This is a genomic window from Pseudomonas thivervalensis (assembly GCF_001269655.1).
GTDB classification, from domain to species: Bacteria; Pseudomonadota; Gammaproteobacteria; order Pseudomonadales; family Pseudomonadaceae; genus Aquipseudomonas; species Aquipseudomonas thivervalensis.
Genome location: NZ_LHVE01000020.1, coordinates 627340 through 648125, shown reverse-complemented (window position 1 = coordinate 648125; position 20786 = coordinate 627340). Strand labels below are relative to the sequence as shown.

Genomic DNA, 20786 nt, shown 5'->3' with positions numbered 1-20786 from the left:
ACTTTCATATTTGGCTTCGCCTAGCGTACGTCGACGATAGCTATGCTAGTATTTTTTCAAATTAACGAAGAAACTGAAAAAATACTGACATGCCAAAAAAAACAGCACCTCTCATGCCGTCAGCTGAGCGGCTCCTGCGCCAGTTTGGCGAACGGATCGAGCTGGCTCGCAAGCGCCGTAAGATCACTGCGGCGCAAATGGCTGCGCGGGCAGGCATGAGCGCGCCTACGTTGAGGGCCTTGGAGAATGGCAGCCCTGCAGTGACCATCGGGGCTTACATGTCGGTATTAGTGGTGTTGGGGTTGGAGAAGGACCTTGAGTTACTCGCACACACGGATGAGTTAGGCCGTGATCTGCAAGATGCTGAATTGAAGAGGCGTTTCACAGTCGAGCACATCAAGCCGAAAGTACCGCTGCCTGGTCAGTTTCATCGAGACAATTTGATCAGCCACTCAGCGCAAGAGAACCTCGCTATGTCGTCTGCCACCGTCAGTCGGAGCCAGACAAGCTCGGAACTGGCTAAGAAGCTTCTAGGGGACGATGATGCCTGAAAGGATTTTCGTCTACGCAGGCTGGAATGACGCGGCACCGGTACTGCTTGGAACTCTCCATCCTCGAAGATTGGCAGGATCCGAGCGTATGGAGTTCGAATACGCGCGGGCTGCTCTTCAAACGATTCATACTCAGATTGTGATCGACCCTCGAATTCAACCTTACGAAGGGCGGCAGTATCCAGCGCGAAATTGCTTTGGGTGCGTATCGGATTCCTCGCCTGATCGATGGGGACGACTGCTGATGGATCGTCGGCTGGAGCGAGATAAGAGAGCCGGCTTTGTACCGCAGGACGCACGGCTATTTGACTCGGACTACCTTATCGGCGTTCACGACGCTTACCGGGTAGGGGGGCTGCGTTACAAAGTTGAGGAAGAAGGAGCGTTTCTTGACGACCATGTGGAGCAAGCCGCCCCACCTATGGCCCGTATGCGTGAGCTTGAAGAGGCTTCGCGTCGATTTGAAGCTGGAGAGGATCGGGGAGCCCATGGTCAGGACTGGATTCGAATGCTCATTGCCCCTGGTGGCTCGTTGGGTGGGGCAAGACCCAAGGCAAGTGTGGTAGACGATGATCAAGCACTCTGGATAGGGAAATTTCCCAGCAATAAGGACACTCACGACGTGGGCGGCTGGGAGATGGTCGTCAATACATTGGCCCAGGGGTGTGGGCTAAATGTTGCTGAAGGAAAAGCGCAACGGTATGCGAGCGAGCATCACTGTTTCATGGTCAAGCGCTTTGACAGAACAGCCAAGGGTGGGCGACTTCATTTTTCTTCAGCGATGACCCTGACGGACCACCAGGATGGTGACGGGCATGAGACAGGGGCGAGCTATCTGGAAATTGCGGAGGTATTAGTGAGGGAGGGGGCGTCCCCCGATGTGGATCTTCCCGAGCTTTGGCGAAGAGTTGTCTTCAACATGCTGGTTTCGAACACTGACGATCATCTACGCAACCATGGTTTCCTGCTGGAGCCAGGACGCGGTTGGCGTCTTTCGCCTGCGTATGACATGAACCCTGTCCCCGGTGACACTGGCTTGAGGCTCAACGTTTCAGAGGCGGATAACGCCATAGATCTCGATTTGGCAATGAGCGTGGCCGGCTACTTTCGAGTCTCTGCTGACGATGCCAGACAAACCATCGAGAAGTTCCAAAGCGTCATCAGCAAATGGCCCAAGGTTGCGCGCTATCTAGGAATCTCAGGTAATGAGCAGGAGCGGATGGCGCCAGCATTCGCGCTTGCCCGCTAAGCGCTACTCCAGAAAACACCGATCAAACAGATAAACGCTGGCCGGTTTGAGATTTTCCACCGTGCGTTGCGGGCGTCCGCCGTCGCCAGCTTTTTTGCGGCCGGTTTCCTGCAAATAACCGGCCTCGGTCATCTTCAGCAAACGCTGGCGCATGCTGGTCTTGAGCACCGGGCGATCGAGTACCACGGAAAAAATGCCCACCGCTTCCGGCGCGCTGAATTCCGAGCCCAGGAACATCAGCGGCAGGCTGCTATAGAGGGCTTTGGACAGCAAGCGCTCGTGGACCGTCGCCACCAGGCTGTTGTGGTCGAAAGGGAGTTTGATCGAGGCGTCTGCGACGTCCTTGAGGGAGAAGAATCCCTGATGTTCGGCGAGCTGGACCGCTTCGCTGGCAATCGCCAGGTAGAACGTCGAGGACGACCAGCAGCGCGGATCGCGGAACGCGTCGCCGACGGTGCCGACCTGTTCGATCCAAGCCAGCGGCATGCCGACCTTGTTTGAGTTACGCAGGCGCTCCACGGCGTCGTTCAGCGTGAGATCTTCGACGTCACCATTGACCACGATCCCGGGCAACGCCCAATGACCGGCGAACGGCTCGGCCTCCCGTCGGTTCAGGAGAATTTCCAGCGCCTGGGTCTCCCGGCAGAAGCGCAGCACACAGAGGTCGATGGTGTGCAGGTAACCGCGCGCAGGGGCTGTGCTAGTGGGCATGTCGATTTCCGTGGGTAGCGTAAAGGTCATAGTTTAACGGGTTCATGCCGGGTGCCATCCAGTCGCTGGGCAGCGGCTTGCCCAAGGCCAGTCGTTCGCGAACCACCGTGCTGCGCACGTGGATCTTTTCCTCGACGCAAAGGATGGAAAAACGCTCCAGCAATTCCTGGCCCCGATAGAAGGTCGACAGTTGATCCGCGACATCCTCACCCACCACCAACGCGATCCGCTTGCCGTCCAGGGCCAGGCTGTCGGCGAGATGGGCGAGCAGGGTGTAGCTGTAGATGGCGCCTTCAACGCCACGGGCCACGACCTGTTCCACCCGGCTTGCACGCACTTCGGCGCAGCACAGCGGCTGGACGTTCTCGACAATCGATTCCAGCCAGTTCAGGCGCACCTCATAGTCGACCATTTGCTTGCCATAGGGATGCCGGAAGCTGGGGACCACCAGCACGCGTCTGGTCTGGCGCGAGGCCTCGATCATCACTTGGGCGTGACCGGCGTGAGGGGGATTGAAAGCGCCGCCATACAGGGCAATCTCGAACATGGTTTATCCTCTTTTAGTACACGACATGTACTGTATCAGCAAAATCTTTTTGATGAAAATCTGCTTCTTGTCTAATAGACGCATTGATTAAGAGGGAATCATCCAAAAATATTTTCTCAAAGTGGCTTGTTATGAAAGTACACCTTATGTACTCTCGTCGCCATGAAGAGGAGAAACCCAGCATGAACAGCCTGACCCGGAAAACCGCTTCCTTCGATGTCGATGCGCAAAAGAGTTTCACGCCACTGTGCCCCGATGAGCTTCCAGTGCCGGGCGGTGACCAGATTGCCAGTGAGCTGAATTTCATCGCGTCCCTGGCCAGCCTCCGCATCGGCAGCAAGGATGCCCACTCGCCCCTGGCCCCTTGGGTAGTCGCCGATCACGCACAGATGTTCGTGCCGACCGGGCTTGAGCACGCCGACATCACCTGGGTCAGTCACTGCGTTCCCGGCACCGAGGGTTTCGCCTTGCTGGATCAGCTGCCAACCCCCTACGACTACGACTATTTCGTCTGGAAGGGTGTCGAGCCGGATCTGCACCCGTACGGCGCCTGCTACCACGACCTGCACGGCAAGCTATCCACGGGGGTGATCGAATACCTGAAAGGCCTGGATGTAGAGCAAGTCATTGTTGGCGGGCTGGCGCTGGATTTCTGCGTCAAGACCACCGCGCTGCAACTGGTCGCCGCCGGCTTCAAGGTGATCATTCACCTTCCGGCCTGCCGGGCCATCAGTGAGGAGGGGGCCGTTCAAGCCATTCAGGACATGCAGCAAGCAGGCGTCTCGGTTGCCGCGACGCGCGAAGAAACCATCTGCCTGGCAAACGCATAAGGAACAGACATGGACAGCGCATTCGATTCAAACAGCGGCACCATCCAGAGCCTTCTGGATACCGACTACTACACCTTCACCATGATGCAGGCGGTCTTGCACCAGCACCCGAATGTCGAGGTGGAATACCAGTTCATCGTGCGTTCCAAGGAGCGGCTCGGTCACCTGATCCCGGACATTCGTGTCGAGCTGGAGAAACTCGCCGGGTTGCAGCTGCGTGAGGGGGAGCAGCGGTTTTTGTTCAACAAGCGTTTCCGTGAGTACCTGACACCGGACTTCGAACAGTTTCTCGGCCTGTTTCGCTTCAATTTGCGCTACATCCACGTTTCGGAAGTCGACGGCCAGCTGCACATCCGCGTCCGTGGGCCGATGCTGCACTGCATCATGTTCGAGCAGCCGGTATTGGCGATGGTCAGCGAACTGCGCAACCGGGAGAAATACCCCGAAGTCGAGTTGGCCGACGTCACCCGCAAGCTGTACCAGAAGTTCGAATGGCTGGAGAAGAATGCCAGTCGTGAAGAACTCGCCGAGTTTCGCGTTTCAGACTTCTCCACCCGCCGGCGGTTGTCGTTCAGGGCCCAGCGTGAAGTGGTGAATGTCATGCGCAGCGATTTTCCTGGGGTCTTTGTCGGCACCAGTAATGCGCACTTGGCTTATGAATTCGATCTCCCGCTGATCGGCACCATGGCCCACCAATGGCTGATGGTGCACCAGCAGCTCGGGCGCTTGCGCGAGAGCCAGAACGCGGCGTTGGAAAACTGGGTGCGCGAGTATCGCGGTCGCCTCGGTATCGCCTTGACGGACTGCATCAGCACCGACTTTTTCCTCAAGGATTTCGACCTGTACTTTGCCAAGCTCTATGACGGCCTGCGCCAGGATTCCGGTGACCCGATCGTCTGGGCCGACAAGGTGCTGGGGCGTTACCAGGAGCTGGGCATCGACCCGCGGACCAAGGACCTGATGTTCTCCGATGGCCTCAATTTCGAGAAGTGCCTGCCGATTTTGCGTCATGTTCGCGGCAAGGCCAGATTCGGTTTTGGCATGGGCACCAGCCTGGCCTGCGATGTCGACGGTGTCGAACCACTGAGCATCGTCATGAAACTGGTGCGAGTCCACGGCGAGCCGGTGGTGAAGTTCTCCGACGATCCGATCAAGAACGTCTGCGAGGACGCCTCGTTCCTGCGCTACGCCGCTCAAGTGTTCAACGTCGCCCTGATCAATCCACAGTTGGGAGCCTGATATGACTTCGTTTCAGCAAGAGCGCATTGCCCGGGAACTGGGCATCGACCGCCAACTCACCCAGGGTGGCGAAGCCACCGAGATTGCCCGCCGCGTCGAATTCATCAAGCAGACCTTGCGCGAGTCGGGCTGCCAGTCCCTGGTCCTGGGGATCAGTGGCGGCGTCGACTCGCTCACCGCCGGCCGCCTGTGCCAGTTGGCGGTTGAGCAACTGCGGGATGAAGACTACGCGGCGCGGTTTATCGCCGTCCGGCTGCCGTACAAGGTCCAGGCCGATGAGCAAGACGCCCAGGCGTCCCTGGACTTCATCCGACCTGACTCGATCATCAGCAGTAACATCGCCGCGTGTGTTGATGGGCTGATGGGCAGTATCGCCATCGACGGCTTGCAGCCTTCGGCCGAACTCACCGATTTTGCCAAAGGCAACGCCAAGGCCCGGGCACGGATGCTGGCGCAATACGCCATTGCCAACCTGAGCAACGGATTGGTGGTTGGCACCGATCATGGGGCGGAGGCGGTGATGGGCTTTTTCACCAAGTTTGGCGACGGTGCGTGCGACCTGGCACCGTTGTCCGGGCTGACAAAGACCCAGGTGAGATTGTTGGCCGACGCGATGGGCGCCCCCGCGCGTCTGGTGCGCAAGGCGCCGACCGCGGATTTGGAGGACCTGGCCCCCGGTAAGTTGGATGAAGTGGCGTATGGCTGCAGCTACGAGGAAATCGATGCGTACCTGATGGGCGAAGAGGTCTCGCCCCAGGCACGACAGATCATCGAACGCGCCTACCTCAAGACAGCGCACAAACGAGCATTGCCCCGCGCCCCTATATCGTTGTAGTAGGGTTCTAAATGCAATGCTGTTCACTTAAGGCAATCGATAAACCTGTGGCGAGGGAGCTTGCTCCCGCTCGGCTGCGAAGCAGTCGTAAACCGGCGGGTGCGGTGTGTCTGATGCTCCGCATTTGGCAGGTGTTGGGGCCACTTCGCGGCCCAGCGGGAGCAAGCTCCCTCGCCACAGGTCGAGCATTTTTCTTAAGTGAACAGCATTGGGTTCTAAAGGGGATTTTTGGCCTCGAACGGAGTGGCAAATGACACAGGCAATCGGCATCAAGGATCGCGTACGCATCAAGCACGTCGAAGTCCTCTCGGACAATTGGTACGTGCTGCGCAAGACCACCTATGACTACCTCGGCCGCAATGGCCAATGGCGCGAGCTGACGCGCGAAACCTATGACCGGGGCAACGGCGCCACCATCCTGCTCTACAGCAAGGCCAAGCAGACCGTGGTGTTGACCCGGCAATTCCGCTTCCCGGCCTTCGTCAACGGGCACGATGACTTGTTGATAGAAACCTGCGCCGGCCTGTTGGACAACGACGACCCGCACACCTGTATCCGCAAGGAAACCCAGGAGGAAACCGGCTATATCATCCAGGACGTGCGCAAGGTGTTCGAAGCCTTCATGAGCCCGGGCTCGGTGACTGAGCGGGTGCATTTTTTCGTCGGCGAATATTTCGACGAAGACAAGCAGCACGAAGGTGGTGGCCTTGAAGCCGAGGGCGAAGAGATCGAAGTGTTGGAGATGTCCCTCGACCAGGCGTTGGGCATGATCGAGACCGGGGAGATTTGCGACGGCAAGACCATCATGCTGTTGCAGTACGCCAAGCTGCATCGGTTGCTGGATTAATCCTGGCCGCCTGTGCGCGGGACTCGATGCTGCCGAATCCTCCCGAAGTCATGCAATCGATCAAACATTGATCGGCCCCGGACAATAAATGCGCAGCCGTGTTCAAGGGCTGCGCGTTTTTGTTCAGCTGGATTGAGCCTCGCTGTCTTCCTGCATATCGTCCAGGTATTGCGGCTGGTCTGCCTGGCCTGTCTGGTCCGGCAGTTCGGTCACGACGCTGAAGTCGCTGATCTCGATGGCGCCGACCCCATGCCCGAGCAAATGGAAGGAAAACGCCTTGCGCTGCTGCGGGTTGTCGAAACTGATGTTCATCACCAGCGGCTGCTCGGGTGTCACCGCCACTTCGGTCGGCAGGTCCATCGGCACATCCTGCTCGAACTCCTTGGCCTTGAGGGAAATGTAGGCGGCATGGTCAGCCTCCACGGTGCGGATGGTCAGGCTGACGCGGGTCTGTGAGCCCTTGGGCATTTCCAGGTATTGGGCGCCGATCAGGTTGTCGGTCCAGTCGTTGGTGACCTGGGCCGGCAGCGGGATTTTATCCGTGCCGCCGAACTGATATTGCTGGTTCAGGGGCGTGCGCAACAGGGTCTGGTCCAGGGCGGTGGCCCGGGCGCTGATCAATCGGGCGCGCTGGCCGCTGTACTGCCCGCCGTAGGTGGCGTGGTCGGCGATGAAGCCTTCGCTGCTGTAATAACGGCAATGCTGGAGAAAATCGCACTCGGTAAACGTGCCCTTGCCGTCGTGGTAGCGCAGCTTGCCGTTGGTGAACGACATGATTTCCCGGCCCGTCGGGTAGTCCCTGAACATCGAGCGACCGGACAACGATGTGGGCACCGTAAAGCCGAAGTAATCGAGAATCGAGGCGGTCAGGTCCACATGCCCGTAGGTGCCTGACTTGATCCGGGGCAACGGTTCCGGCGCCAGCGTCAGGTTGAACCCCCAGGACGAGGCCAGCCGGACATCGTCGATGCCATGGGATTCGTCCGAGGTGATGACCACCAGGGTATTCTCCAGGATGCCCTGGTGTTCCAGGCCCGCCAGGAAGTTCTGCAGCGCGTCGTCCAAGTAACCCACCGCCGCCTGCTTGGCGGTGTCGTAACGTTGCAGGTAGTCATCCGGCGCCGAGTAAGGTTGGTGCGTGCCCACGGTCAGCAGGGTCAGCATCCAGGGCTTGTCGGCCTGTCGCAGTTGCCCGACGTAGTCCAGGGCGCCCTCGAAGAAGGTCTTGTCGTCCTTGCCCCAAGGAAATTCCAGGTAGGCGGGGCGCGTGAACCACTCCATGCCCAGGGTCGTGTCGAAGCCGATGTGCGGCATGATCCGGTCCTTGGCCATGAACCGCAGGCCCGCGCCTTGCAGGAAGTGGGTGGAAAAACCGTTCTGGCGCAACTGGGCCGGCAGACAGGCCTGGTTGCGCTGGGTCTGGTTGAGCATTTCGACGCCTTTGGGCGTGCCGTCGTCGAGCTTGTCGTAGTCGCCACACAGCATCGCGTACAAGCCACGAATGGTCTGGTGGCTGTGCAGGACGTAATCGGGGGTGTTCATGCCACGCTCGGCCCAGGCGCTGAGGTGCGGCATCAAGTTTTCTTGGTAACTGCTTTTCAAGGCCTGGCGGTTGGCACTCACGTAGGCGCCGGGAATGCCCTCCAGGGCGATGACCAGAACGTTGCGTGCTCGCCCTGGTTCGGCCAGCAATTTGTTGCCATCGAGGTCCAGGCGGGTCAGCCCTTCCATCGGCGGGGTTGGGTCCACGGCATCGCCGTCGAGCCATTGCCGGGCTTGGTCCTGCCCGGCGGCGATGCCCGCTGTGACGAGTTGGTGGGGCAGGTTGAACACATTCCATTGGTCCGCCTCACTGGGGCGCCAGGCTTGCAGCGCGCCGTGGCTCAGCAGGAGCAACACGGGCAACGCCCAGGCGTGGCGAGGCAAGCGTGGCGCCTGGTGTGGGCGGCGGGTCCATTGGGTCATCAGCCAGATCGCCAGCGCCGCCAACTGGATCGTTGCCAGCCACGGATGGGCGAAGCCGCCGCTGGTGGAATTTTCAACGAATTGCGGGTCGGTCAGGTAATGAATGTCCGACGGATTGGGCATCCGCCCGACCGCGCTGACCAGCTCGATGCTGGCCAGGGTCAACGCGCTCCAGGCCAGCAATGCCGGGAACGCCAGCCAACCGGGACGGCGATGGAGCAGCACGATCAGCAACCCGCCAACACCCAGGTCCGAGAGATAGCCCAGCGGGTCGGACCAGCCCAAGGCGAGGCGCAGGCCCATGGGGACGAGTAATACGCAGCCAATCAGAGCAATGAGGGCGGCGCGAGGGTGGGTTGAAGCGCGATAAAGAACGTTCACAAAAGCAGGCCTTTCGGTTGAAATCATTCTACTAAACGGACACTGCCACTGTGGGAGCGAGCCTGCTCGCGATAGCGCCGGATCAGCTGAGTTCATAGTGACTGACACACCGCCATCGCGAGCAGGCTCGCTCCCACAGGGTTCTTCCGTCGGTCATGAAACTGTCATGAGGGGAGATGGTAGCAAGGCCCGTTGCCGCTGGTCGGGCCAATGTCCCGGTGTCCGGCTGCGCTACGCTGTGGTTCACTGGCCCAGGCCTCTACAATGGCCGCGCGGTGCTGCTTTGCGGCGTGTAGAAAACTTGTATCAGGATTTCTCATCGGGGGATGGATGGACAGGTTCCAGGAAATGCAGGTGTTTCTCGCCGTCGCCCAGGCGTCGGGTTTTTCAGCGGCTGCGCGGCGCCTGGGCCTGTCGGCGGCCAGTGTCACGCGTGCGGTGGCGGGGTTGGAACAACGCATTGGTACGCCATTGCTGGTGCGCACCACTCGCAATGTGTACCTGAGCGAAGCAGGCCAGCGCTTTCTCGAAGACTGTCGGCGGATCCTGAGTGATTTGCAGGAAGCCGAGGATTCGGCCGCCGGCAGTCACGTCCAGCCTCGCGGGCAGTTGACGATTACCGCTCCGGTATTGTTCGGCCAGTCGTTCGTCACGCCGCTGCTGGTGGATTACCTGCACCGATTCCCCGAGGTCTGCATCAACGCCTTGTTGTTGGATCGTACGGTGAGCCTGGTGGAGGAGGGCATCGACGTTGCCCTGCGCATTGGCGAGCTGCCGGACAGCAACCTGCACGCCGTGCGGGTCGGTGAAGTGCGGCGAGTGGTGTGCGGCTCCCCGGATTTTTTCGCGCGCCACGGGCGGCCCCGACATCCGGATGATCTGGAGCGAATGCCTGTGGTGGCGTCGTCGGCCATTGGCCAGGTCAAAAGCTGGACCTTCATCGATTCAGGCCAACCGTTGGCCGTCCGGCCCGTGCTGCGGCTGGTGGTGACGGCCAACCAGGCGGCGATCACCGCCGCCTGCCAAGGGCTGGGGATGACGCGGGTCCTGTCTTACCAGGTGGCGGGCAACGTCGCTGCCGGCGAACTGGAAATCGTCCTCGCCGACTTTGAATTACCGCCGCTGCCGATCCATGTGGTGTATCAGGGTGGGCGCAACGCGCCGGCGCGGGTCCGCAGTTTTGTCGATTTTGTCGTCAGTGCATTGCGCGAACATCCGGCCTTGAGCGGCTGAAGCATTGTTTCTATGGATGAAACAATGGATTGCATTTCTGGGTGATTCTCTTGTTTTTGCCTGGAGCGGAAGATGACCCCATCGACGCCGTTGTGCTGATGGCGTCACTTCCAGCGGAGTCGACCATGAACCCTATCAAGCACTATCACTTCCCGCTTTCCGGCCATTCCCATCGCGTTCAACTGATGCTTTCGTTGCTCGGGCTACCGGTCGAGGAAGTCTTCGTCGACTTGGCCAAGGGTGCGCACAAACAAGCGGATTTCCTCGCGCTCAATGCGTTTGGCCAGGTACCGGTCATTGACGATGACGGCGTGGTGTTGGCGGACTCCAATGCGATCCTGGTGTACCTGGCGCACAAATATGGCCAGGGCCGCTGGCTGCCCGCCGATCCAGTCGGCGCCGCCCGGGTGCAGCGCTGGTTGTCGGCGGCGGCCGGGCCGATCCATGCGGGGCCGGCCACGGCGCGACTGATCACGGTGTTTGGTGCGGCCTACAACGCCGAGGATGTGATTGCCCGTTCCCACGCTGTGTTGAAAGTCATCGATCAAGAACTGAGCAACCGTGATTTTCTGGCGGGTGACACGGCGACCGTCGCGGACATCGCCGGCTACAGCTACATCGCCCACGCACCGGAAGGCAATGTGTCGTTGGAGGACTATGCCCATGTGCGGGCCTGGCTGGCGCGGATCGAAGCCTTGCCCGGGTTCGTGGGTATGCCGCGGACGGTGGCTGGGTTGCAAAAGCACGCCTGAAGCGGCAGGTGAGTAACCCTGTGGCGAGGGAGCTTGCTCCCGCTGGGTTGTAGGAGCTGCCGAAGGCTGCGATCTTTTGATTCTGATCTTTCGCTTGAGATTCAAGTGTCTGGGAAAAGATCGCAGCCTCGTTGCACTCGACAGCTCCTACAGGCCCAGCGGGAGCAAGCTCCCTCGCCACAGGGTGAGTCATGTCCTACCAACACGGATCCAGTTGAGAGGTCAGGCGTAGGAAAGCGCCTTTTCCTCCAGCAGTTCCTCATACAACCGCACCCACTTGCGGCCCATCTCTTCGGACGTGAATAGCTGCCGGTAACGGGCTTCGGCCCTGGCACCCATTACCTGGGCCTGCGCCGGGTTTTCCCACAGGGTGCGCATCGCCTCGCGGAAGGCCTCGGCGTTGCTCGGTGGCACCACCAGGCCGGTTTCTTCGTGGATGTTGATGTAGCTGGTGCCAGTGCCGATTTCGCTGGAGATCATCGGCTTGCCGAACATCGCGCCTTCGAGCAGGGAGATGCCAAAGGCTTCGGAGCGCAGGTGCGAAGGGAACACGATGGCATAACTCAGTTCCAGCAGCGCGACCTTGTCTTCGTCCCCGAGGCGGCCGAGGAAATGCAGGTTGCGCAAGCCCAGTGCTGCGGCTTGGGCATGCAGTTGTTTTTCCAGTGGGCCGGCGCCCATGATGACCACCGGGTAATCCACGCCTTTAAGGGCGTCGAGCAGAATGTGCAGGCCCTTGTAATAACGCATCACCCCTACGAACAAAAAGAACCGGTCGCCCAGTTTTGCCTTCCACTGCCCCATGCGCTCAGCATCAGGCTGTGGATAACTGCTCTTGTTCAGGCCGTAGGTGATGATTCGGGTCTTGGCCCTGTATTCCTTGAGCACATCGCTGGTATGCACATAGTTCGGCGAGGCCGCGACGATGCGATCGGCGCCGCTCAGAAAGCGCCGCATCAGTGGTTGATAAAGCTTGAGCAGGTGCCGCTGGCGAATGATGTCCGAATGGTAGGTCACGACGTAGGGTTTTTTCACCGCACTGCAAAAGTGCACCAGGTCCATGAACGGCCAGGGGAAGTGGTAGTTGATCACGTCCGCTTCGGCGGCCAGCTCACGGAATTTCTTGAAAACGCTGTAGGAGAAGCCGGTCGACGCCAGTTGAAAGTCCAATCGGGCTTGGTGCACGACATGCTGGCGGATCTTGATCGGCTCGAGGGCCGGTTGCCCGCTCAGGGCCAACACGGTGTTCTCGATGCTCAACCGGTCAGTGCTGTCGCACAGTTGGAAAATGACCTGTTCGATGCCGCCCATGGAGTCAGGCAAGTAGGTTTTGTAAAAGTGCAGGACTCGCATTCAACCTCCCAAGACCTGGCGATACGCGTGAGCAGTGACCTTTGCACAACGCTCCCAGGAAAACAGCGCAGCCTGTTGTAATCCCGCTTCCCGACGCGCCTGCCAGTGCAGGCGGTCTTCAATCAACCGCTCCATGGCGTCGCGCATGCCTTGCGGATCGTCAGGTTCGCAATAGATACCAGCCGGCCCGGCCACTTCTGGCATCGCCGAGCAGCGGGTGGTAATCACTGGCGTGCCGCTGGCCATGGCTTCGAGCACGGGCAGGCCAAAGCCTTCGTAGAATGAAGGGAAAATCAGTGCCCGTGCCCCTGCCAATAGCTGGGCGACCTGTTCGTCAGGCAGGTAACCCGCCAGACAAACATGACCATCAGCCAGGGCGCGTTTCAACTCATCATTGAGCTGCGCCTGTTGCCATCCGCTCATTCCTACAATGAACAACGGAAAGGCCTGACGTATGGATTCAGGAAGCCCGGCATGGGCGCGCAGGGCCAGGGACAAGTTCTTGCGCGGTTCCAGGGTGCCGACGCAGAGGAAGTAACGACCCGCCTCCAGGCCATGGGCCTTGAGCACCGCGTCGATGACTGCGGGTTCGCGCGGATGAAAACGCGCCGCCACCCCTAGCGGCGCGACCCTCAGGCGCTCGGCGGGAAGGCCGAAATATTGCTGGGCTTCATCGGCGATGAACTGCGAGTCGGTCAGAATCAGCTGCGCCTGTTCCACCGCACGGCTAAGTCGTCGTTCTATTTCCTTCAGGCGTGCCGGTGGTTGCGTCTCGGGGTAACGCAGGTGCGTGAGGTCATGGAGGGTTATTACCGTTGGCCCTTCGAAGGCCAGCGGCCACAGGCTGGGTTCGTGATACAGATCGATGGCCTTTGAGCGGCCTTGATCGAAGCGTTTCTGTTCCAGCCAGCGCCGCGCCTGATACGCGCCCGGTACCCGTCGCAGCAAGGGGCTTAACCTCGAATAACCAGGCTTGGCTGATGGTGGCAATTGCGGGCTCCAGCCCCAGCCGTGGAACAGCGACAACTGTACGTCCGGCTCCCGGGCCAAGGCAGTCGCCAGTTCCGCTACGTAATGGCCGATGCCGGTGCGTGGCGCCTGGAGAATTCGCGCGTTGAGGGCTATTCGCATACGGTTTCCCTGTCGACGATGACTTCGCCGACGTGGCCCTCGATCCGCTCCACCAATTGCGCACTGGCCTGACGCCAACTCAGCCATTGCCATTGATCGAGGTTGCGCTGGGCCGGGAATACCCCGGTGTGTTCCATGTCGATGACCAGGTTCGCCAGGCTTTGGGGATCGTCGAGATCGAAATAGACCATGAACTCACCGCCGATTTCACGAAATACCGGGATGTCGCTACCCATTGCCGGCAAGCCGCGCTGCATGGCTTCCACCAGGGGCAGACCGAAGCCTTCCACATAGGACGGGAACACCAGTGCGGTGGAGTGTTGGTAAGCGTATTCCAGGCTTTGGTCCGCCAGGTTGTTGAACATGAACAGGCGGCTGTCGAGTTGCGGATGACGTTGAATACGTTCGATCAGGGCTTCGCATTTCCAGCCGATCTTGCCGACGATGCATAGTCGTGCCTGTGAGCCGGCAGCCCAAGCCTGTTCGAACGCATCGAGCAGATAGGTGTGGTTTTTGCGCGGCTCGATGGTGCTGACCATCAGGAATACCGGCTTGGGTTGCTCGAACAGTCGCAGCAAGTTCGGGTCTACGGGGTGAGCGGCGTCAATCAGGTCCAGTTCGCTGCCCAGATGGAAATAGTCGAACCAGCGCTCGCCCAAGGCTTGCTCGCCAATGCGCCGGACTATTTCCTGGCGAACCTGATCGCGGATCGTGGTGGAGATGGCGATGTAGCCGTCGGCGGTGCGGGCAATCCAGTCGAACCAATGGTTGAACACCTTGACCAGTCCGGCGTCGCAGAATTGCGGATGGGTCAGGGGGATCAGGTCATAGATCACCGAGATGATCCCGACGCCATCACGCTTGAGCTGTTCGGCCAGGGGAAAGAAACCTGAGTGCCAGGAAGAGTCCAGCAATACCAATTGATCGCCGGCCCGATGCTTCAGCGGTACGCTGCGTGCCGGGACAGGCTCGCGTCTTAGGAGGCGATCAAGGATGCGAATGGGGAGGTTCAGGCATGCCAGAGCGAACAATCGGCAGGCAATGTACAAGCAGCGGCGAGCCCAGATCGATTGGTTGAAGGGGCGCCACCGTTCGAGGGTTCGCTGCCGGAGCCAGAACAGGTTGGCGAACTGTACCAACCGTGCCCGCAGGTCAGCCAGATCCAGCCCGTTCGAGGGCAGGGGAGCCAGGCTTATCACCTCATACAGCTTGCCCTGTAGCATCACCACGGGAATGCATTCGCGTTCCCGGTCCTTGGCCGGCAATTCGCGAATGACGTTGCGCACCACTCGCTGAATGCCGGAGTTGTCATGCGGGTGGTCGTATACGTAGGTGCAATCCACCAGAAGACGGCTCATGGCAACTCCTTTTGCGGCAACGCCTCGACGGCAGGCAGGCTCGAACGCTGGATGCTGGTCCGGGCCTGGAGCCAGGAACAGCCGACGAAATCCTCCTGGCGATTATTGATGACGTGAAACACCAGCCCGTAGTCGCGCCATTCGAAATTACGGTCCAGGTGCGAGTCCAGCCGTGACAGGCTGAGCGCGACGGAGTAATTGCCCTTGCCCAGGCGCATGTCGAAACTGAAGCGGAAGGTGATCTGTTCGCCGGCCTTGAGGTCGGTCACGGCTTTGTCCTGGCGATGGGTGTTGATGCCGTACATGGGCTGGCCAAGGCGGTCCTTGATCAGAAAACCCAGCACCAGCCGTTCGATGTCCTGGCGGATCTCGACCCGCACTTGCAGCACCATCGGCTGGCCGATCTCGGCCACCTCCACCGACTGCCCCTGGCTGTCGAGCAACTGCACATCGACGATGCCGGCCTCGCCGGTGCCGGAAATGGTACGTACCTGGCCGTTGGCGAGCATTTCCTGGCGAACCACTTGGCCTTCGCGCTGGGCCAGCATTGCGTTGTAGTAATCCATCACCTCTTCCGGCTTGCCGCGCATCGCCATGCGCCCGTGTTCGAGCAGGATCGCGGTGTCGCAGATCGACTGGATCGCCGAGCGATCGTGGGACACGATCAGCAGCGTGGTGCCGGCCTTGCGGAAGCTGCGGATGCGCTCGAAGCTCTTGTGCTGGAAGTAGGCATCGCCCACCGACAACGCTTCGTCGACGATCAGGATATCCGGGCGCCGGGCGGTGGCGACGCTGAAGGCCAGGCGCATCTGCATGCCGCTGGAATAGGTGCGTACCGGCTGGTCGATGGCTTCGCCGATTTCGGCGAACCCCTCGATCTCGGGCATCAGGGCTTCGATTTCCTCCACCTGCATGCCCAGCAACTGGCCGGCCATGAACGCGTTCTGGCGACCGGTGAAGTCCGGATGAAAGCCCATGCCCAGTTCCAGCAACGCGGCGACGCGGCCTTGCAGCTGGATGTGGCCGCAGGTCGGTTGGGTAGTGCCGGTGATCATCTTGAGCAACGTACTTTTACCGGCACCGTTGACCCCGACGATGCCGACGGCTTCCCCAGGCTGGATCTCGAAACCCACCCCCTGCAGGATCCAGTGCAATTGATGGCGCTGGCGGGAAAAGGGGATCAACCACTCGAGCAGCCGGCTCCAGCGGTTCGGATACTGCTTGTAGGCCTTGCCCAGGCCGGTGACGCGCAAATGTCCCATCAGAGTTCATCCACCATTTCACCGCCGCGCCGGCGAAACATGCGCAAGCCCAAGGCGCACAGCAGCAGGGCGAACACCAGCAACGGCAGCAGCGAACCCCAGACCGGCCATTGGTTGTAGAGAAACAGGTTCTGGTAGCTCTGCATCAGGGCGGTCATGGGATTGAAGGCCAGCAGTTGCTGGATCGACAGCGGCAGGATGGTCATCGGGTAGACGATCGGCGTGAGCCAGAACCAGAATTGCAGGCAAATGCCGAACAGCTGGCCGACGTCGCGGAAAAACACGTTGAGAATCCCCAGCAGCATGCCCAGCCCGGCGGCGAACATGATTTGCAGGGCCAGCAGCGGCACCAGGGCCAGCAAGGTCATGCCTGGCCAGCGCCCGGTGATCAGCAGGAAACCGAGAAACAACCCGAGGATGATCGCGAAGTTGATCCCGGCGTTGAACAGCACGATCACCGGCAGGCAGATCCGCGGGAAGCTGATCTTTTTCAGCAGATTGGCATTTTCCAGGAACATGCCCTGGCTGCGGGTGGTGATTTCCGCGAACAACCCCCAGGTCAGCAGCCCGGCGCAGAGATAGACGCTGTAGGCCATACCGTCTTCCACCCCGGGCAGGCGGGCGCGCATGATGTGGGAAAAAATCACCGTGTAGACGAGGATCATCGACAACGGATTGAGCACCGTCCACAACGCGCCGAACAACGAGTTGCGATACCGCGCCTGGAACTCACGCTTGACGCTGCCCAGGACGAAGCCGCGGTAATTCCACAGGGCGTAGGGCAAGCTCAGCAACATGCGTCGACCCTGCCGTAGTGGTCTTCGAAGCGAACGATGTCGTCTTCCCCCAGATATTCGCCACTTTGCACTTCGATGATCACCAGATCGATCACGCCGGGATTTTCCAGGCGATGCTTGTGCCCGGCCGGGATGAAGGTCGATTCGTTCTTGGCGACCAGGTGCGAGCCCGAGCCGTTGTTGGTGACCTTGGCCATGCCCTCGACGACCACCCAATGTTCGTTGCGATGGTGGTGCATCTGCAGCGACAGCGAAGCGCCAGGCTTGACCACGATGCGCTTGATCTTGAAGCGTGGCCCTTCTTCGAGCACGGTATAACTGCCCCAGGGGCGGCTGACCGTGCGGTGCAAGCGGTAGGCTTCGTGCTCCTTGTCCTTGAGTTGCCGGGCGACGCGGCGAACATCCTGGGCGCGGTCGGCATGGGCCACCAGCACGGCATCGGCGGTGTCGATGATGATCAGGTTTTCCACGCCCAGGGCCGCCACCAGGCGGCCTTCGCTCTGGACGAAGTTGTGCTGGCTGTCGATGAACAGGGCTTCGCCGGTGGCGCGGTTGTTCTGCGCATCGGCGGGCACCAGGTCGGCGACGGCGCTCCAGGAACCGATATCGCTCCAATCGAATGTCGCCGGAATCACCACGACATTGGCGGAGCGTTCCATCAGGGCATAGTCGATGGAGATGTCCGGCATCTCGGCGAAATGCGTCGCGGACAATTCCTGCTGCACACACCCCGAGGTTTCCACCGCCGTGCTGGCGGCGACACAGGCGCGCGCTTGTTCCAGCAGTTCGGGGGCGTGGGTCTGCAGCTCTGCCAGCAACGTCTTGACCGAGAAGCAGAACATGCCCGAGTTCCACAGAAAACGGCCGCTTTCCAGATACTGCGTGGCGGTCGGCAAATCGGGTTTTTCGACGAAGCGCAGGACCTTGGCCGCGCCTTTGGTGTCCAGGGGTTGGCCCCGTTCGATATAGCCGAAGCCGGTTTCCGGTGCCGAAGGCAGCACGCCGAAGGTCACCAGATGGCCGTTTTTGGCCAGTTCCACGGCGTGCGCCACGGATGCCTGGAAGGCGGCCTCATCCCGAATCAGGTGATCGGCCGGCATGACCACCAGGATCGCATCGTCACCGTGTTGGGCCTGCACCGCGAGGGTGGCCGTGGCAATGGCCGGCGCTGTGTTGCGGCCAGTCGGTTCCAGAACGAAGTGGCCGCGATGACGCTCCAGGTGGGCGCTTTGATAGTGGTCGCGGCTCTGGAAGTAGTACTCGCGATTGGTGACCGTGACGATATCGCCCCGGCCATCGAATAACCCCGCGGCCCGTCGGTAGGTCTTGCCCAGCAATGATTGGCCGTCGGGCAGAAGCATGAAAGGCTTGGGATGGCCTTCGCGGGACACCGGCCACAACCTCGTCCCGGCACCGCCGGAAAGAATCACGGGAATGAGCATGGCCTACTCCTTGGCGACGCGTTTCATGTCCGCATCCATCATCATGCGGATCAAGGTGTCGAGGTCGGTCCGGGGCTTCCAGCCCAGGACGCGTTGGGCCTTGGCCGAGTTGCCGAGCAACACCTCGACTTCGGCCGGGCGGAAAAACGCCGGGTCGATCTTGACGAAGTCACGGTAGTCCAGGCCCACATGTTCGAAGGCAATCCTGCACATCTCGCGCACGGTGGTGGTGATACCGGTGGCCACCACATAATCGTCGGGGGTGTCCTGTTGCAACATCAGCCACATGGCCTCGACGTAATCGCCGGCAAAGCCCCAGTCGCGCTTGGCGTCGATATTGCCCAGGCGCAATTCCTGCTGCTTGCCCTGCTTGATGCGCGCCGCGGCGTCGGTGACCTTGCGGGTCACGAACTCGATGCCGCGCAGCGGTGATTCGTGGTTGAACAGGATGCCACTGCTGGCATGCAGGCCGTAGCTTTCCCGGTAGTTGACGGTGATCCAGTGGCCGTACAGTTTCGCCACGCCATAGGGGCTGCGCGGGTAAAACGGGGTGTGTTCGTCCTGCTGTTCGGCCTGGATCAGGCCGAACATTTCGCTGGTGGAGGCCTGGTAGAAACGAGTCTGGGCACTGAACTGGCGAATGGCTTCGAGCAGGTGCGTGACGCCTAGCCCGTCGACGATACCGGTGGTCACCGGTTGGTCCCAGGAGGCCGCGACGAAACTCTGCGCGGCCAGGTTATACACCTCGTCCGGCGCCGACTTGATCACCGCCCGCTGCACCGAGCAGGCGTCGGCCATGTCACCGTCCAGGTAAACGATGTCCTGTTCGATGCCCATCTCTCGCAGCCGCCAGCGCGAGTCACTGCTGCGTCTTGCCACGAGGCCGTGGACTTTGTAACCCTTGTCGAGCAGCAACTTGGCCAGATACGCGCCGTCCTGGCCGGTGATCCCTGTGATCAATGCACTTTTCATTCTTGTTGTACCCGTATCTCCCAGTCGGACAGGATCGCCCGCAAGGATTGTTGTGTTGTTGTTTCGGGCGTCCATCCGGTGGCCTGTCGTAGCTTGGCAGGGCTACCACAGACGCGACGCTGTTCGGCGCGGCGAAGACGCGCAGGGTCCTGGATCAGTTGCACATCGACCTGGGCGATATCGCCCAGTTGTTCGATCAGGCTGCGAATGCTCTGCTCGCGGCCCGAGCAGATGTTGTAGACCTGCCCCGGGGCGCCTTTTTCCAGCAGGGCCAGGTAGGCCGAGATCACATCGCCGACATCGAGGAAATCGCGGGTCACGTCGATATCGCCCACTTGCAGCCGCGCCGGTTGCAGGCCCAGTTTGATCCGGCTGATTTGTCGGGCGGCGCTGGCAATGACGAAGCTGTCCTTCTGGCCCGCTCCGATATGGTTGAACGGGCGGGCCACCAGCACTGGCCAGCCTTCGCTCATGCCCCATTGCAGGCTCAGCAGTTCGGCTGACAGCTTGCTTACGGCATACGGGTTGCGTGGGGCGGGTGATTGCAGTTCGGTGATCGGCAGTTGGTCTTCGCCGACCTGGCCATAGACATCGCCGGAGCTGACATACAGGAACGTGCCGGTGAAACCCCGGGCCTTGAGGGCCTGGAGCAGGTTCAAGGTGCCCAGCAGGTTGATGTGCAGGGTGCGCGCCGGATCGCGGAAGGCTTCCGGGACGAATGTCTGACCTGCCAGGTGGATCACGGCGTCAGGAACCTCGGACCAGAGGCCTTCCAAGGTCTTGGCATCCGTCAGGTCGTAGCGCGCGGCGACAGGCATCACCTGCCACGCCGAATCATGACCGTTCAGTCGAGATTTGAGGTGACGTCCAACGAAACCGCCGAGGCCTGTAACGAACAGACGTTTTTTCAAGCACAAGCCCCCTCTACGGTGACTTCGTCTATCGCGAATTGAGTAGGAAATTTCCGTAAAATCTGGGAAAACTCACTCAACGATCAGCTTAGCGAAGTGTTTGTTGTAGTTGTTTGGTTGCCAATCTGTGCCAATTTCGCAGCAATTTCAACAGCGCAAACCGTGACCGGTCAGTTCTCATATTTATAGCGGGTTTATTCACATCGAGCGGTTCACGAACCCTTGGCGGATGTGTTTAGAATGCCCCCACGTCAGGCTTGCTCCTGGTTGCGATCTTCGGGTCGAACCCAAAGGGCGGGACCCCAAAAACAAGAACGAGACGGGTAACAAGACGAACCACGAGTGACGGCCCCCGGGCCGGCTCGATGCGTGACTCGACCGTCATGAAGTGGGCTGCCGGGATGGCGGCGCCATGATGGA

General features: G+C 60.3%; 19 protein-coding genes. 8 read left to right on the top strand and 11 right to left on the bottom strand.

The genetic code is table 11. The features are described from left to right. Positions 1–89 precede the first annotated feature (89 nt). Together AD659_RS29655 and AD659_RS27835 are read left to right on the top strand one after the other, a co-directional pair. Complete coding sequence (locus AD659_RS29655) at positions 90–551, top strand: helix-turn-helix domain-containing protein (protein WP_082342057.1); 462 nt, start codon at positions 90–92, stop codon at positions 549–551. Then, complete coding sequence (locus AD659_RS27835; RefSeq protein WP_053126801.1) at positions 544–1800, top strand: type II toxin-antitoxin system HipA family toxin; 1257 nt, start codon at positions 544–546, stop codon at positions 1798–1800. Before AD659_RS29655 ends, AD659_RS27835 begins: the two co-directional genes overlap by 8 nt. A gap of 3 nt (positions 1801–1803) precedes the next feature. On the opposite strand, the gene AD659_RS27830 is transcribed toward AD659_RS27835, so the two are convergent. Both AD659_RS27830 and AD659_RS27825 read right to left on the bottom strand, forming a co-directional pair. Further along, positions 1804–2511 carry an NUDIX hydrolase gene (locus AD659_RS27830; protein ID WP_053126799.1) on the bottom strand — a complete coding sequence of 236 codons (708 nt, stop codon included), beginning with the start codon at positions 2509–2511 and terminating at the stop codon, positions 1804–1806. After that, the gene (locus AD659_RS27825) at positions 2501–3058 is read right to left on the bottom strand and encodes an adenylyltransferase/cytidyltransferase family protein (protein ID WP_053126797.1); all 558 of its coding nucleotides are present in this window, start codon (positions 3056–3058) and stop codon (positions 2501–2503) included. Before AD659_RS27825 ends, AD659_RS27830 begins: the two co-directional genes overlap by 11 nt. Before the next feature lie 182 nt (positions 3059–3240). Here AD659_RS27825 and AD659_RS27820 point away from each other — a divergent pair, with 182 nt between their 5' ends. From AD659_RS27820 to nudK, 4 genes are all read left to right on the top strand, one after another. Next, entirely contained in the window at positions 3241–3888 is a 648-nt protein-coding gene (locus tag AD659_RS27820) for a nicotinamidase (protein WP_053126795.1), read from the top strand. A gap of 9 nt (positions 3889–3897) precedes the next feature. Continuing rightward, a complete protein-coding gene (gene pncB, locus AD659_RS27815; RefSeq protein WP_053126793.1) occupies positions 3898–5127 on the top strand; it encodes a nicotinate phosphoribosyltransferase in 1230 nt (409 codons plus the stop codon). Position 5128: 1 nt separating this feature from the next. Continuing rightward, a complete protein-coding gene (gene nadE, locus AD659_RS27810; protein WP_053126791.1) occupies positions 5129–5962 on the top strand; it encodes an NAD(+) synthase in 834 nt (277 codons plus the stop codon). 250 nt (positions 5963–6212) lie between these two features. Then, the gene (gene nudK, locus AD659_RS27805) at positions 6213–6809 is read left to right on the top strand and encodes a GDP-mannose pyrophosphatase NudK (RefSeq protein WP_053126790.1); all 597 of its coding nucleotides are present in this window, start codon (positions 6213–6215) and stop codon (positions 6807–6809) included. Between the two features lie 123 nt (positions 6810–6932). On the opposite strand, the gene AD659_RS27800 is transcribed toward nudK, so the two are convergent. Continuing rightward, positions 6933–9155, bottom strand: a complete 2223-nt coding sequence (locus AD659_RS27800; protein ID WP_173667202.1) for an LTA synthase family protein — start codon at positions 9153–9155, stop codon at positions 6933–6935. Between the two features lie 330 nt (positions 9156–9485). Here AD659_RS27800 and AD659_RS27795 point away from each other — a divergent pair, with 330 nt between their 5' ends. After that, positions 9486–10388, top strand: coding sequence for a LysR family transcriptional regulator (locus tag AD659_RS27795; protein WP_053126786.1), 903 nt, complete (start codon positions 9486–9488; stop codon positions 10386–10388). Between the two features lie 125 nt (positions 10389–10513). Beyond that, a complete protein-coding gene (locus AD659_RS27790; RefSeq protein WP_053126784.1) occupies positions 10514–11140 on the top strand; it encodes a glutathione S-transferase family protein in 627 nt (208 codons plus the stop codon). Positions 11141–11362: 222 nt separating this feature from the next. Here AD659_RS27790 and AD659_RS27785 read toward each other — a convergent pair whose 3' ends face one another. Genes AD659_RS27785 through AD659_RS27750 form a run of 8 tightly spaced genes read right to left on the bottom strand, consistent with a single transcriptional unit; the run spans position 11363 to position 20366 of the window. Next, complete coding sequence (locus tag AD659_RS27785) at positions 11363–12493, bottom strand: glycosyltransferase family 4 protein (RefSeq protein ID WP_053126782.1); 1131 nt, start codon at positions 12491–12493, stop codon at positions 11363–11365. Further along, a complete protein-coding gene (locus AD659_RS27780) occupies positions 12494–13624 on the bottom strand; it encodes a glycosyltransferase family 4 protein (RefSeq protein ID WP_053126780.1) in 1131 nt (376 codons plus the stop codon). After that, positions 13615–14982, bottom strand: a complete 1368-nt coding sequence (locus AD659_RS27775) for a glycosyltransferase family 4 protein (RefSeq protein WP_053126778.1) — start codon at positions 14980–14982, stop codon at positions 13615–13617. The genes AD659_RS27780 and AD659_RS27775 overlap by 10 nt, the downstream gene beginning before the upstream one ends. Then, positions 14979–16244: an ABC transporter ATP-binding protein gene (locus AD659_RS27770; protein WP_053126776.1), complete on the bottom strand. Its 1266-nt coding sequence runs from the start codon at positions 16242–16244 to the stop codon at positions 14979–14981. The genes AD659_RS27775 and AD659_RS27770 overlap by 4 nt, the downstream gene beginning before the upstream one ends. Then, positions 16244–17041 (bottom strand): ABC transporter permease, encoded by a 798-nt coding sequence (locus AD659_RS27765; protein ID WP_053126773.1) that lies wholly within the window; start codon positions 17039–17041, stop codon positions 16244–16246. The genes AD659_RS27770 and AD659_RS27765 overlap by 1 nt, the downstream gene beginning before the upstream one ends. Further along, positions 17032–18483: a mannose-1-phosphate guanylyltransferase/mannose-6-phosphate isomerase gene (locus AD659_RS27760; RefSeq protein WP_053126771.1), complete on the bottom strand. Its 1452-nt coding sequence runs from the start codon at positions 18481–18483 to the stop codon at positions 17032–17034. The genes AD659_RS27765 and AD659_RS27760 overlap by 10 nt, the downstream gene beginning before the upstream one ends. 3 nt (positions 18484–18486) lie before the next feature. Beyond that, positions 18487–19455: a GDP-mannose 4,6-dehydratase gene (gene gmd, locus AD659_RS27755; protein ID WP_053126769.1), complete on the bottom strand. Its 969-nt coding sequence runs from the start codon at positions 19453–19455 to the stop codon at positions 18487–18489. Then, on the bottom strand, positions 19452–20366 hold the full coding sequence (locus AD659_RS27750; RefSeq protein WP_053127131.1) for a GDP-mannose 4,6-dehydratase: 915 nt from the start codon (positions 20364–20366) through the stop codon (positions 19452–19454). Before AD659_RS27750 ends, gmd begins: the two co-directional genes overlap by 4 nt. Positions 20367–20786: the final 420 nt, after the last annotated feature.